We start from the raw sequence: 13665 nt of genomic DNA, 5'->3' as shown, positions 1-13665 counted from the left end.
AGGTAAAAAATTATTTATATTTCCGATGATTTTAGTGTTTTTTCACTTGTACTATATGGATGTGGAAATAAAAACCAAAAGAGTGCAGATGTCAACTTATCAGTAACACAAAAACAAGAAAGTGATAGCAATGATAGTAAAAAATTCTTGTAGCATATTTTCCTGTACAGGAAACACAAAAGGTGTAGCAAAGCTCATTGCTTCAGAAACGAGAGCAGATCTATATGAAATTACTCCGAAGATTCCGTATACTGATGAGGATTCGAATTACAACAACAGTAATAGTAGGGCAACAAATTAAAAGAACAAGCTATCAAGCTATATCATCAAAGATTCCGATAAAAGAGTTAATAGAATACTTTGAAGAAAACACTATGGTTAAAAAATATAAAGATTATCAAATACTTTTTAATAATAACAGTAGATATCTATACTTGCCAGAAGAAAACACGGCCTACTCTTTTAACCAAAATAGACACTATACTCCATATATCTACATTAGAGATAAATTTTATGAAGCAGCTAGAAAGATAAAAACTGGATTTTATGATGATGATCTCATTCAAAAGCTAAGACTTAAACAAAATGAATATGAAGACTTCGTAAAAGGTATTGATGGTCATCTAGATATAAATAGGTACTATTTGGTGTTTATCAATAGAATAGAAAACTTTAAAAAATATCTATCAGATATAGTTCGAATTAACTACCAAGGCCTAATTTATAATATAAAAACATATATGAAAGATTGGCGGGATATGCAAGGCTTTAATAAGCTAAAGGAGCGTTATAAAACAGATAAGATATATCTAACAGAGGATCATATATTATTTGGCTCACTAAAAATAACAAAGCAAGAGCTATACGATCAAGGACTTGATAAGAATTTTGGAGTAGAGCAATCAAAACAACCATCGAATATGATAGAGACTAAAAAACAGAGTGTAAAGTCAGAGTATGATGGTTTGGGAAGGTAGGCAAGACAAGCATCAGCAAAGCATGAATGTCTATTGTAAGGTCAAGTATCACCAAGAGTCTATATCTTTTTAACTGCTAGCATTACGGCAATATGTTTGCTTTTCTTGTCACACACTAGTCTTTTATCCTTTAATATTTAGGAACATAATACTAATATGCACAAATAAACAAAATTAATCTGATCAGGCAGGTATTAATACAAAAACCCGAACAACCGAAGAGGGATTTTATTTCCTGTTACAACTTCTATATCATCGGCAGCCATATAGGAGTTTTGGTATGTCCTTTATCTGTTCAAAGCCTTTTAATATAAATTTATCGTCCACGATAAAGTCACTGTGTCTGTAATTACTATTTAAATTAGTTGAAGCTTTACTTTGTAAAAAACTATATTAATTTATTTTATTACCAATTAATATCTATAAAATCGCTCATCTTCCATAAAATCAAATTTCTTTTCTCTATCAATACGACGTTTTAAATCATCAATTATCTTGTTAATAAAAGTCCTGTGTTTTAATAAGTTTGCCGTATTCATCATAGATATTAGTTTTTCATAAAATTTGATATCTCTTTGTATTACGGGCACCCAGCTTCCATGGGACATTCTTAAATTTTTCTCAAATTTTAGGCTTTCAAATAACTCGTAATCATTGTTTTTTGAAATTATATAAGCGTATAGATGTGCCCTGGTATCAATGTTGGCATTTTCAGATTCATCGCTATTAAACTCGCAGATAAGTCTAGATATAAAAATCATCCTTTCTTTATCCGTAAAATATTTATCTATAAATTGTTCTATAATATTTATTGTTTTTTGCGCATCCAGTAATGGTGAATGAAATCCCATAAAAAATGATTTTAGAAATTCTCCTTTTCCAAAAACGAATTTCTTATCAGGGATTTTATGTATAGTTTCTATAATTTTTAAAAATACTGTATTGCAATCTTTTCTATCAAATAGGATGGAAAAATCTGTATGCATATTAACGCTAGAAACACCATTGCTAAGAGTTTTTAGTATATTAACTATATATCTATTTATAAAATCAGAATCATAGTTTAGAAATTTATTTAAGATGTTGGCATCATGATCAAAATTTATATTATCTTTTAGTCTCATAAAATATGCTGTTTCTATCAGTTTTTTATCTGTTTTGATATATTTATCTAACATGCTGGTAAACCGGTAGAAAAACATCTCAATAGTTATTAAAAATTTGTTATTGCTGATAGCTCTATTGCAAAGTACTTTTAATATTTTTAGTGTAATGTCTTTTTTGATATTTTCATACTTTTGTAAATGGTCAGAATATTGTGGAATATTTGTAATATCGGCACTTTTATACAAATCAAGCAAATTCTTAACATCTGTTTGAGTGATATCGTTTTCGTCTATGGCTGTAAATATCCCAAATCTCCAAAAGTCTTTTGCTTTAAAATTCTGTTTTTCTATAAACTCAAAAGCACCATTTTTACCCAAAATCTTTATAAGAATACGACGATCTAAATATAATAAAAATGGATCGCCTAGCTTAAAATACTCGCCTAAAACCTCTATAAACAGTTGCAAATCATTGCTTGATAAAATTTCAAGCAAAATACTAAAGTTGTTTTTAAAACTATATGTATCGCTATCATCAATCACATTATAAATTTCTACGCATATATTAAGTAGCTCTAGCCACCTATCTTTTGTTTTATTATTATTCGAAATTTTTTCTAGTTCATTTTTTATATATGCCTTGTTTTGTTCAATATCATTGCCTTTAAATTTATAAGGACTTGCGCACAACAAATCATCTATATCAAAATAACTATTCTTAAATAGAGTTTGTGCATTTTTGTCATATGAAATTTTATTTTCATCCAAAAAAGATAAAAATTTTCTTACTATTTTACAATGTTTATAAATCTTTGGATTAAAGTATTTTACAACTAAATCTACTATATATTTTTTATCTTGCTCTATTATTTCTATGCTATTTGAAATATTGGGTTTTCGATAGTATGTATTTATAAATTTTTCCAAGTCAGCCAAAAAATAGTTATTTTTAAAGATCTCATCAAGCCTTTCAAATATAGTTTTTCTAAAATCATTCAAAGCTTGTGTTGGAACAAGAGTATAGTTGTATAAATTTAATGTTCTACCATGATGTCTAATATCTTGAAAGTCAGCACCCAACATCTCACTGGCAATCCTAATAAATAGTCTTTTTAAGAGCAAAGTATCGCTATTTTTTGATAGCTCCCAAAGCCTATCCATAACTATATTTTCTTTTTTGTATCCATATCTATAGCTATTAAGCTCATATCCAAAATCTTTTACCAAAGTATAAATAACTTCATGTATTTTATTTGGCTTTTTATTTAGATAGGCCACTATTAACTCTATTGTGATCTTTAGGTTGCTTTCATCATTACTTCTGGATAGTAAAGAGAGTATTTTTAGCACTAAATTTGATTTGTTATCGCCATTTTTAAAAATATCAATACTATTTACATCTATATGCTCTTGTTCTAAGTCTTGTATCTCTTCATGTAGCTTTTCTAGTATTTCTGATTCTTTTAGATACCAAAAAATTTCTATAAACTCTATTATTGGATTATTATCACATGCAGTTAACAATAGTTTATCTGAGTATTTTATCCACAACCTATCTATGGGATCTTTTAGCTCTTTTAAGATTAAATCGATATCAAAAACTGGCATTATTTGATTTAAAACATCTCTTGTTTTACCTAAATGGTTTGGGAAAAAATTTACTATAAAACTACTTATTTTTAGGCTTTTATCCACAAATACAGTCTTATAAAAAAGATATGTTGCTAGTATCTGATCTGATACTTTAATGACACTATTTTCATACATATCAAATATCTCATATTTATGAAGCTTTTCTATTTTATCCCAAATAGCAACAATATCAACCTCAAAGGCTTGTTTTATAACTTCCACTTGTTTATCGTTTTGCCTGTCAATCACTCTAAAAAATGCTACTATCGCAACTATTTTTCCAATGTCAATATCGCCAAAAATATTTATATCATTATCAGCACTTTTAAAATACTCTTTGTATAAATCATATGTATTATTTACAGCATCAAAAGATCCATTTTGAGCTATTTTACAAGCCATAAAAGCCATTCTTGGATTATTTTGTGAAATCTCTAAAATTTTTTCATTATGTATAGGATCTATATTTTTAAAATTTTTAGAAATGATTTCACTTACTGAGATATTGTCCATAGATTGTATTTCAATAACTGAGCAACTAATATTGCTTGGAACTTTTTCTATAATATCCTTAGCATAGTCTCTAACGGTAGCAACTATCTTAATTTGAGAATTTGTAATTTTTTTGTTAAAAGAGTTAAACAAGTATCCAAGTGCTTGATGAATCCTGTTGACATCATCAATAAAAATTAAGAATTTCTCATCTTCAACTTTAAAATACGCCATCAAATCATCGTAAATATTGACACCTCTATTAAAAATGGCCTTAAATTTATACCCATTTTCCTTAGCAAATTTAGGTGCAACCTCTATTGCTAATCTTGTTTTTCCAACTCCAGCCTTTCCTGTTATAAATGTTATTTGACTATCTTTTAAAGCAAGCTCTATATTAGCCACTTCTTTATCTCTACAACAAAGTACTGTATTTAGCGGTGTAGCATAGCCGCCGCTTTCATACTCCGCAACAAAATCGCTCTCGTCTAATATCTGCACGGTATCTACGCTTACACCAAGAAAGTCATATACTATTTTAGAATAGTTTGCATACAAGTCATTTGCTAGACTTGAAATTCCTATAAAAAATAATTTATCTTTTGAATTACAATACTTTTGTAAAATTTCTAATTCATTAGGCTTAATATCGCAATTGCAAGCTAAAATAACTTTCTTTATTTTAGAGATACCAATACCGGTTTTTGCTTCATCAAAACATTTTTCCAAATCTTTTAAAAATTTAGACACTATATCTGATTTTTGCGTTGTACATTCTACAAAGATATAATTCCCATCTTCTAGAGCTACAAAACTATCCGGAGTCCCTGAAATAGGTTTATCTTCGCCTATTTTTGTACCGTTTGAATGAACCATAAAAGAAAACTTTTTGGATAAATATGTGTTTATTAATTTGTGAAATTTTGAGGCATCTATTTGAGATAACTCTTGTTCTATTTGGTTTATCTTACTCATACATAAATCCCTAATACAAAAACCCAAACAGCCAAAGTGGAATTTTATTTCTCACTCCGACTTCAATATCATCTGCCGCTATAAAAGAATTTGGCATATCTTTTATCTGCTCAAAGCTCTTTTTAGCTCCACCTATTTCAAAGGTAAAATTATTACCAACCATAAAGTCACCATTTTTGCCTGAGTAAATTTCGGTGATATTTCCAAGCTGATTGGCAAAGAATGTCTCTCTAACATTTCCTATATCTGGGCTATTTATATACATTAAATTTGTATTTTCAAGGTAAATCTTATCTGTCTTATCCATATTTTTTATAGCTAGCTCGTTTTTCATTAAAAGCCTTATAAGCCCAGCACTATCAAGCATAGCAAGATACTCTTTTAGTGTTCTATCATCTCTTATATCAACAAGTGATTTTAGACTTGAGTAGTTTGGTTGATACGGGACATTTGTACTTATGGCATGAGTTAAGATCTTTAGCTTTCTTGCCGTGTTGCCGTTTAGATTTGGATATATGCTTAAAAGATCGCTATCTATCGTAGCTTCTATACTTTGTCTTAGAGTCTGATAAAAGGCAGTATCATTTGGCATATCGTTATAATATGGATAGTAGCCTACTTTTAGATACTCTCTAAAAAGCTTAATGACGACTAGATCTTTTTGTTTTAAAGCATTAATGATATCAACAGCCATCTCCTGATGGCTTGCGAGCAAATCTTTAAGCTCAATCGCTTCTAAATTTATACCATACCTTAGCCCTAGATACTCCCTAAAACTCATGCCGCTCATCTTATATACGATCGCTCTTCTGCTTAGATCATGAGAGCTTTTTAGTACTTCAAGAGCAGATGAGCCGGTAGCTACTATGTTTAATTCTTTAAAGCTATCATGGGCAAATTTCAATACAGCCGATATATCTTTGCTTTTATGAATTTCATCCAGGTATAGATGCTTTCCACCATTTAATACAAACTCTCTTATAATCGAGGTTATATCGTTTGATATTTCTATGTCATCTAGGCTTAGGTAAAGACTATCTTTGTTTTTACTGGCAAGTTGAGCTAACGTAGTTGTTTTACCTATACCTCTTTGCCCAAGAATAACAATAAGCCTATGAGATAAATCTTTAGAATCTATAAAGTATCTTTTAAATTTATGGTTGTTTAACCTTATAAGGTCATTGCTCTTTAAAAAAAGTTGATCTAACATGGCTTATCCCTAAATTATGTAATGTAATACAATTATAGCATAAAAATATGTGTAATAAGATACAGACAAGATTGTTTTTTAAATAAAAGCGTATTTTATTATAAATGACTATAAGCATTTGTTTTTACGGGAGAAAGCAGTGCTATTGGGCTCTTTTTAAAATTTAAGTTCCCTAATATTAAAGCGTTACTTTTAATATCCACCTTAGTTTAAATATAGCGGCTGCACCGGCTATGCCGTTTTCAGGCCTGCCACACATTGTTCTCCAGATCCATCTTGCACAGACGAAATATTGATTTGGTGCATCATTTAGCAAGTGACCAAGCATATCCTTTGCTTGCTTCTCTCTTCTAGCTTCAAATAGCTCTTTTGCTCTTTTAATCTTTTTCATCGCTACTCCTTTTTTGGGATGAATTTTAAAGTAAAAAGCAGACATTTTTTATTCCTATTTTATAGGTATGATCCTACAAAAGGACGTTAAAACAAAGATATTTTTGACGATATATAAGAATAAATAAAATTTAAAGGTATAAGAAATGGCACTATCTAAGTCCCTATATATCCGCGGTCTTCAGTGCGAAAAGAGCTTGTGGCTTAAAAAGAAAAAGCCAGGGGTTTTGCAAGTTCCGGATGATGGCGCGCAGGCGATATTTGACACCGGTACATCGGTCGGCGAGCTAGCCTGTGAGCTATTTAGTGGCGGTGAGAGGATAGAGTACACGGGCGATTTTAACGCACAGATGGCAAAAACGAAAGAGCTAATAGGATGCGGCACAAAGGTTATCTACGAGGCTACATTTTGTTTTGACGGCATTCTTGTGATGGTCGATATCCTTCGCATCTACGAGGATGGCCTCATCATCAACGAAGTAAAGAGCTCCACCTCAGTAAAAGAGGTCTATATCGATGATGCAAGCATCCAGTACTACGTCATTAGCTCGCTTGGCTACAAGGTGAGCGGCGTAAATATCATCCACATAGATAGCAGCTACGTAAGAGGCGAGAATCTCGAGCTTGAAAAGCTTTTTCATACCGAAGATGTGACCGAGCAAATCATACAGAAACAAGCGCAAATACCTCGAATTTTAAATAAATTTGAAGAAATTTTAAGCAAAAACGTTGAGCCAGATGTAGATATCGGTCCTCACTGCTCAAATCCTTACCACTGCGACGCTTGGGAGTACTGCTGGTGTGAGCAGCGTGGCATACCAGAGTATAGCGTCTTTAACATATCTAGGCTCAGAAGCGATAAGAAATTTGACCTTTACAAAAATGGCGTGGTTAAATTTGAAGATATCAAAGATCTAGATAAATTTAACGCCTCTCAGCAGATCCAAATCCGCTCCGAGCTCTCACAAGAAGAGATCATAGACAAGGATACCATAAAAGAGTTTTTGGACACGCTTAGCTATCCGCTCTATCATCTTGACTTTGAGACCTTTCAACAGGCGGTACCTGAGTTTGTGGGGCTTAGTCCATACGAGCAAATACCTTTTCAGTTTTCTATCTACAAAGAGGACGGCAAGGGGAATTTAGAGCATTTTGAGTTCTTAGCCGAGGCCGGAGCCGATCCTAGATACGAGCTGGCGCTAAATTTGGTCAAATTTATCCCACAAGATGCCTGCGTGCTAGCCTACAACATGAGCTTTGAAAAAGGAGTGATAAGACGTCTTGCCGTAAACTATCCTCAAATTTCAAATGAGCTTATGGCTATCCACGACAACATAAAGGACCTAATGACGCCATTTGCAAGCAAGAGCTACTATCATCCAAAGATGCAAGGCAGCTACTCTATAAAATACGTCTTGCCGGCGCTCGTGCCTGAATTTGAGTCAGCGTATAAGGATCTAAATTTGATCCATCATGGCGGCGAAGCGATGCAGGCCTATGAGGCTATGGCGTATATGCCAGCCAAGGAGCGCGAGGCCTACAAAAAGGCACTTTTGGAATACTGCAAGCTAGACACGTTGGCTATGGTTAAGGTTTTAGAAAAACTGCGCGAAGTGGCAAACTAGACAAAAAGTGTCTGCTTTACTGGCTATAATGCCTATAGGTATTTTAAACCATAGGAGGCAACATGGACGCAGATAAATTTGAATCATTGGAAGAAGCAATACTCCACGCAAAGGAGATCTCAAAAACACAGATGCCACAGTCATCACAGCAGGTGCTGGCATTCTTATTTTTTAATAATTATAAATTAAATATAAAAACGGCTATAATAGTAGCCAAATTTTAAAATGGAGTAAATATGGCTGGATTTCAACAAATAACAATAGCGGATGCGATACGAGAAATCGGGACGGATAAATATCTTATTCCCGCATTTCAAAGGGAGTATGTTTGGTCTGGAGAGCAAGTGGAAAGGCTATTTGATTCTATTATGCGAGGCTATCCTATTAGCTCTATGCTTTTTTGGAAAGTTAGAAGCGAAAGTGCAGAGCAATGGAAGTTTTACAGTTTTTTAAGATACTTTAGGGAATGGTATCATACTCATAACGAATACAAGCCTACCAAGAGCATTAGTGAATTTTCGGCTATACTAGATGGACAACAAAGATTAACTTCGCTATATTTGGCGCTTTGCGGCGAATACCATACGCATAGGCCGTATAAAAAATGGGAAGATACAGACGATAAATTTAAAATTTGTGAGTTTTATTTTAACCTAACCGCAAGTCAAGAACCTAAAAATGATAACGTAGAATATGAATTTTTATGGTTGGAAAAAGCTGAAACTGGCAGCAAAACCATTTACATGGATAAATTTGGTCAAAAATGGTTTAGATGCAAAGATATATATCCTCATAGCAATAACGACGTAAAGGCTATGGAAATACAAGAAAATTTTGGTTTATCCAGCAAAGAAACTAAAAATTTAGCACTTTTTGAAAAAAGAGTATTTTCAGAAGATATTATTAGCTTCTATCAAGAAGATGAACAAAATCCAGAAAAGGCAGTGAATATATTTATTCGTATTAACTCAGGCGGGACACACCTTAGCTATTCTGATATCTTATTTAGCTATGCTATCGCTAACTGGAAACAAAAAGATGCCAGAAAAGAGATCAATGAACTTGTTGATTTTATAAATAACTCTAAAGGCTTTAATATCTCGAAGGATTTAGTACTTAAAGCGTTTTTATATTTATATCACGAAAATATAAAATTTGACATAGGTAGTTTTAATAACGGATTTATAGAAAATATCGAACAGCAATGGGATAACATAAAAATGGCTTTTCATAGCGTTTTTGATCTGCTTGAAAATTTTGGGTTTAATGCGCAAACAATGAGTTCAAATAATGCAATTCTACCGGTACTTTATTATGTATATCATAAAAATTTGGCCAGTTCTATAGTTCACAGTACTGGGCAAAAGCAAACTAGGGAAGTTATAAAAAAATACTTACTAAGGGCTACGCTATTTAAGCCGTTTGGAGGAAGTGCAGATAGCGTTTTAACCGCAACGAGAAAAGTATTTAAAAAGGATTTTGACGGTAAAGTATTTTTTGACGAAAACATTGATGAATTTCCGTTAGAAGGTATTGAAAAGTCTTATAAATATAGCAATGCTGTTGATGATGACTTTTTGCAAGACTTAATGCTGTATAGAAAAAATAGTCCAGAGGCTTTTGCCGTCTTATCTATCTTGTATCCAAATTTAGACACAAAGAATAACTTCCACAAGGATCACTTGCATCCAGAAAGTAAATACAAAGAGTATAAAAAATTGATGGAGAAAAATAAAAAAGAATACTATGACTTTTCCATGTACGATGCTCTCCCTAATTTACAGTTGCTAGATGCAAACGAAAATATGGCTAAAAATGATAAGAGTCTTGAGGAGTGGGTTGAAAACGAATGTAGAAATAAAGACAAGAGTAAATTTTTAATGGATCATTTAATACCTGATGTTGATTTATCTTTAGATAATTTTGATGATTTTTATGAAAAACGTGAAAAACTAATGATAAACAAATTACGAGAGTTACTATAGGGTATACTTTATAGTTGTATAAATAAATTTAAGCCCTGATCTCTGGGCTTAAATATTTTACCTATCTTACATTTGGTAAGCAAAAAGATGTTTATAAAATTTTGAGTGGGCGTTTGTCTAAAGCGAGTAATAAAATTTTTATAACTTTTTGGCAAAATGTTATATTCGAAATTACCCAAGAGCTCCAAATACTTCTACGAATACGAATATATATTATCAAAGTCTTTAAAAGGTGTCTACCTCTCTAACACCCTTTGGCAGATATACGTCGTAGTCATCGGAGCTTACAATAGGCATCCAAATAAGCTTCTCATTAAGCGCGGCACCTATTTTTTCTTTTTGTAGTATAGCTTTGGCTAAAAATGCCAATATATATATCATCAATAGACAAAATTTCTTCTATAGTTATTGAGGTGCTATGTATCTCAGTGAGTATGATAGAGCAGTCAAAGCCCTGCAGCCGCCCATCACAGCATAGTTCTATACCACTAAGATCATAACCATCTTCAAAGTAAAAGTCCTGTAACTTAACAGAGAGAATTTCTTCTTCGTAGTCTTTCATATAAAATAAACCTCGCAGACAATGTCTATCATGTTATGATCATGGTCAAAATTCGCCTTAAAAAGCTCTTTAATACGTAGATACTCTGCCGTCATCTCGCGCTGTATCTCAAGAAGCTTTTGATCAAAAGCTATCAAAAGCTCTTTTCCTTGTTTGGTGTAAGCCATTTTTTTATCTCCTAAAATTTAAGAGGATATTAATGAGAGTTAAAGACATGAAAATGTCTGTTTTTGAGATATTTTATAGACAAATTTTGTCTATATTTTTATTTACAATAAAGGGATAGGAGTAAAACATGACCAAGCAAGAATTTTGGCAAGAATATGATGAATTTTCTTTTTTGGCGCAGGCAAAATCAAGCTATGATTACGTAAATAATGCTAATTTTACTAAATACAGCTGCACAGAAATGTCAAAAGATTTTTACAAGCAAGCTGTTAAGGCATTAAATAATGCGTATGATTTCGTTACTGAGGCTAAATTTATACTGCAAAATCTAAAAAACGACTTTGGCTGTGAGGGCGAATTTATAAAAGAGATATGCTTGCAAATTTTAAATATAGAAATGACACCATATGAGCATCAAGAGGTGGCTAAAATGATAGAAAGTTATAGCTCTATCTCTTGATAAAATGGCTCTTTTGAGCCGCTGCTTGCTGAGTTGTAAATTTTAACTCCGTTTAAAACGTCCGTGTGTGATTTTGGCTCGTGGATATGCCCGCAAAGGATGATCTTTGCCTTTAAAAGATTATTTTTGATAAGCCTTGCAAGCTCTATATCTCCGTGATCCTTGTCATTTTTACTGATGCTCGTATTTGTCTTTGCTGGTGGGACGTGGGTCAGTAAGATATCACACTCCGCAAATTCAATCAGATCATCACACAAGTAAGGCGCGCAGCCAAATTTAACGCCATTTATGGTTTTTATAGTGCCATCAGCATATATGCCGCTTATAGAATTTAGCCAAGAGGGCGGCATATCGTGGTTACCAGAGCATGCAAATACAGGCTTTTTAAAGCTTTTTAGCCACAAAGCAGTTTGCTCTTTTTCTTGTGTGCTCTCTTTGCATAGAAAATCACCACTAAAACAAAAAATGTCAAATTTGTCTTGAAGGGTCAAAATGTATTCGAAATAGCCAGCATTAAAGTGTAGGTCGCTAGCGTGAAAAAGTTTTATGCCGCTCATTTGTATCTATCAGCCTTTAATCCACAAGTAAATTTGTGATCAAATTTACCACCATGTCTTTTTGCTTTGGCTCACTTTGAGCAATTAACAATGCAAGTGCAACAAGGGCGTTGTCGTTTATCCTTAGCTCGCCACTGCTTTTATAAAGAAACTTGCACTTTGATAAAAACAAGATAAATATAAATGATCCGATACGTTTGTTGCCGTCGCTAAAAGGGTGGTCTTTGATGATGTAGTAGATCAAATTTGCCGCTTTTTCTTGCGGGCTTACTAAAAGATCACGTCCGCCAAAGGTCTGATATATATTTTTTATTATCCCTTCAAATTCGCTCGCCTTTTGAATGCCAAAAATTTTAGATGCCTCGCCCTTTTTTCCTAGCTCTCTTTTTAGCTCATCCACTGCCATTAGCGCCTCGTCATATTCAAGGATAAAATTTTCGCCCACATCGCTTTTGCAAAGACCAAGTGAGCCATCATCAAATTTTTGCAGTAGCAACCAGCTCTTTTTGTAGTCTCTTATTAGCTCAAGTGTCTCTTTGTCGTTGCTGCTCATGGCTTAGAAATTTATCTCTTTTAGATACTCGCTGACATCCTTTTTGACCTCATCTGCTAGCTCTTTTGGCGCAAGGACCTTGATAAATGGCAGGTAGTAGTATATAAGTGGCTTTATCTCCATGATGTGTGTAAATTCTATCTCTATCTCGACTGAGCCGTCGTTATCTTGACCTGTTATGCGCTGCTTTGCGTGCGGTTTTCGCTCGAAGTATTTTGCCACTTCAGGGGCTAGTAATAGCCTTGCTGTTTTTGGCTTTTCAAGGTTTGCCCAGGCCGAGTTCATAGCCTTTACTCGCTCATCTAGCTCACTACTTAGTTCAAATTTACCCCCACTTTGCCTTATATCTTTTATGCTTTTTAGGTGAAATTTTTTAAATTTATCGCCTTTGTTACTATCAAGCAAAAGCAAATACCAAAATCCCTCAAAAAGTGCCAGTTTTAGCGGTTTTACACGAAATTCAAAACCGTTATAAGTGCATATTATCTCGGCTTTTTCTCTTATGGCGTCCTCAAGCGCTTGGAAATTTACAAGATCATCCTCGCTTAGCTTTTCGTTGTTGATATTTGTTAGTATTGGGTGGTTTAGCTGCTGAGAAATTTGCTCTAATAGCACGTGAGCTTTGCTGTAGAAATTTGATCCCATGTTTTTAGCTACGTTATCAAGTATGTTTAGCACCACTCTATCATCGCCGTTTAGTCCGTCGCTAGCCTCTTCGTCATTTATGCTCCAGTAGTGCCCCTTTTTGACCGCACCATAGTCTTTTAACGTGTCGTAAAGGTCGCGCTGTATGGTCTTTGAGGTCACTCCAAGCATTTCTGTTAGCTCTTTTATCGAGTGGGGTCTCTCCCTTAGCTTTAGGGCTATTAAATTTATGCGTTCAAATTTGCTGTTTTCTTGTTTATTTATGATAGGTTTCATTTGATCTCCTAGTTCGGAGATTATATCCAAACTAGGACTAGGATATGTCTTT

13 protein-coding genes are annotated in these 13665 nt (G+C 33.3%); 6 read left to right on the top strand and 7 right to left on the bottom strand.

The window, feature by feature from the left end:
- Positions 1–130 precede the first annotated feature (130 nt).
- Together CCVT_RS10145 and CCVT_RS09625 are read left to right on the top strand one after the other, a co-directional pair.
- Positions 131–301 (top strand): flavodoxin, encoded by a 171-nt coding sequence (locus CCVT_RS10145; protein ID WP_081605525.1) that lies wholly within the window; start codon positions 131–133, stop codon positions 299–301.
- Entirely contained in the window at positions 255–977 is a 723-nt protein-coding gene (locus tag CCVT_RS09625) for a hypothetical protein (RefSeq protein ID WP_227898167.1), read from the top strand. The genes CCVT_RS10145 and CCVT_RS09625 overlap by 47 nt, the downstream gene beginning before the upstream one ends.
- Before the next feature lie 413 nt (positions 978–1390).
- On the opposite strand, the gene CCVT_RS09620 is transcribed toward CCVT_RS09625, so the two are convergent.
- The 3 genes from CCVT_RS09620 to CCVT_RS09610 form a co-directional block, all read right to left on the bottom strand.
- Complete coding sequence (locus CCVT_RS09620) at positions 1391–5182, bottom strand: P-loop NTPase family protein (protein ID WP_018137204.1); 3792 nt, start codon at positions 5180–5182, stop codon at positions 1391–1393.
- Between the two features lie 10 nt (positions 5183–5192).
- Complete coding sequence (locus CCVT_RS09615) at positions 5193–6392, bottom strand: ATP-binding protein (protein WP_018137203.1); 1200 nt, start codon at positions 6390–6392, stop codon at positions 5193–5195.
- A 178-nt stretch (positions 6393–6570) separates the two neighbouring features.
- Positions 6571–6783, bottom strand: a complete 213-nt coding sequence (locus CCVT_RS09610; RefSeq protein WP_018137202.1) for a hypothetical protein — start codon at positions 6781–6783, stop codon at positions 6571–6573.
- A 145-nt stretch (positions 6784–6928) separates the two neighbouring features.
- Between CCVT_RS09610 and CCVT_RS09605 the strand changes: the two genes are divergently transcribed.
- From CCVT_RS09605 to CCVT_RS09595, 3 genes are all read left to right on the top strand, one after another.
- Positions 6929–8407, top strand: a complete 1479-nt coding sequence (locus tag CCVT_RS09605) for a DUF2779 domain-containing protein (RefSeq protein WP_018137201.1) — start codon at positions 6929–6931, stop codon at positions 8405–8407.
- 62 nt (positions 8408–8469) lie between these two features.
- Positions 8470–8631, top strand: coding sequence for a hypothetical protein (locus tag CCVT_RS09600; RefSeq protein WP_018137200.1), 162 nt, complete (start codon positions 8470–8472; stop codon positions 8629–8631).
- 12 nt (positions 8632–8643) lie between these two features.
- Positions 8644–10392 (top strand): DUF262 domain-containing protein, encoded by a 1749-nt coding sequence (locus CCVT_RS09595; RefSeq protein WP_018137199.1) that lies wholly within the window; start codon positions 8644–8646, stop codon positions 10390–10392.
- A 558-nt stretch (positions 10393–10950) separates the two neighbouring features.
- On the opposite strand, the gene CCVT_RS09590 is transcribed toward CCVT_RS09595, so the two are convergent.
- The gene (locus tag CCVT_RS09590; protein ID WP_018137197.1) at positions 10951–11121 is read right to left on the bottom strand and encodes a hypothetical protein; all 171 of its coding nucleotides are present in this window, start codon (positions 11119–11121) and stop codon (positions 10951–10953) included.
- Positions 11122–11249: 128 nt separating this feature from the next.
- Here CCVT_RS09590 and CCVT_RS09585 point away from each other — a divergent pair, with 128 nt between their 5' ends.
- On the top strand, positions 11250–11582 hold the full coding sequence (locus tag CCVT_RS09585) for a hypothetical protein (RefSeq protein WP_018137196.1): 333 nt from the start codon (positions 11250–11252) through the stop codon (positions 11580–11582).
- Here the strand turns inward: CCVT_RS09585 and CCVT_RS09580 are convergent.
- Genes CCVT_RS09580 through CCVT_RS09570 form a run of 3 tightly spaced genes read right to left on the bottom strand, consistent with a single transcriptional unit; the run spans position 11564 to position 13613 of the window.
- Entirely contained in the window at positions 11564–12139 is a 576-nt protein-coding gene (locus CCVT_RS09580) for a metallophosphoesterase family protein (RefSeq protein WP_018137195.1), read from the bottom strand. The two genes, CCVT_RS09585 and CCVT_RS09580, sit on opposite strands and share 19 nt — an antisense overlap.
- A gap of 16 nt (positions 12140–12155) precedes the next feature.
- On the bottom strand, positions 12156–12692 hold the full coding sequence (locus CCVT_RS09575; RefSeq protein ID WP_018137194.1) for a Fic family protein: 537 nt from the start codon (positions 12690–12692) through the stop codon (positions 12156–12158).
- Between the two features lie 3 nt (positions 12693–12695).
- Entirely contained in the window at positions 12696–13613 is a 918-nt protein-coding gene (locus tag CCVT_RS09570) for a helix-turn-helix transcriptional regulator (RefSeq protein WP_018137193.1), read from the bottom strand.
- Positions 13614–13665: the final 52 nt, after the last annotated feature.

Source organism: Campylobacter curvus (genome assembly GCF_013372125.1).
In the GTDB taxonomy this organism is placed as follows: domain Bacteria; phylum Campylobacterota; class Campylobacteria; order Campylobacterales; family Campylobacteraceae; genus Campylobacter_A; species Campylobacter_A curvus.
Note: the sequence above shows the minus strand (reverse complement) of the source record. Positions and strands in the feature narration are given on the sequence as shown.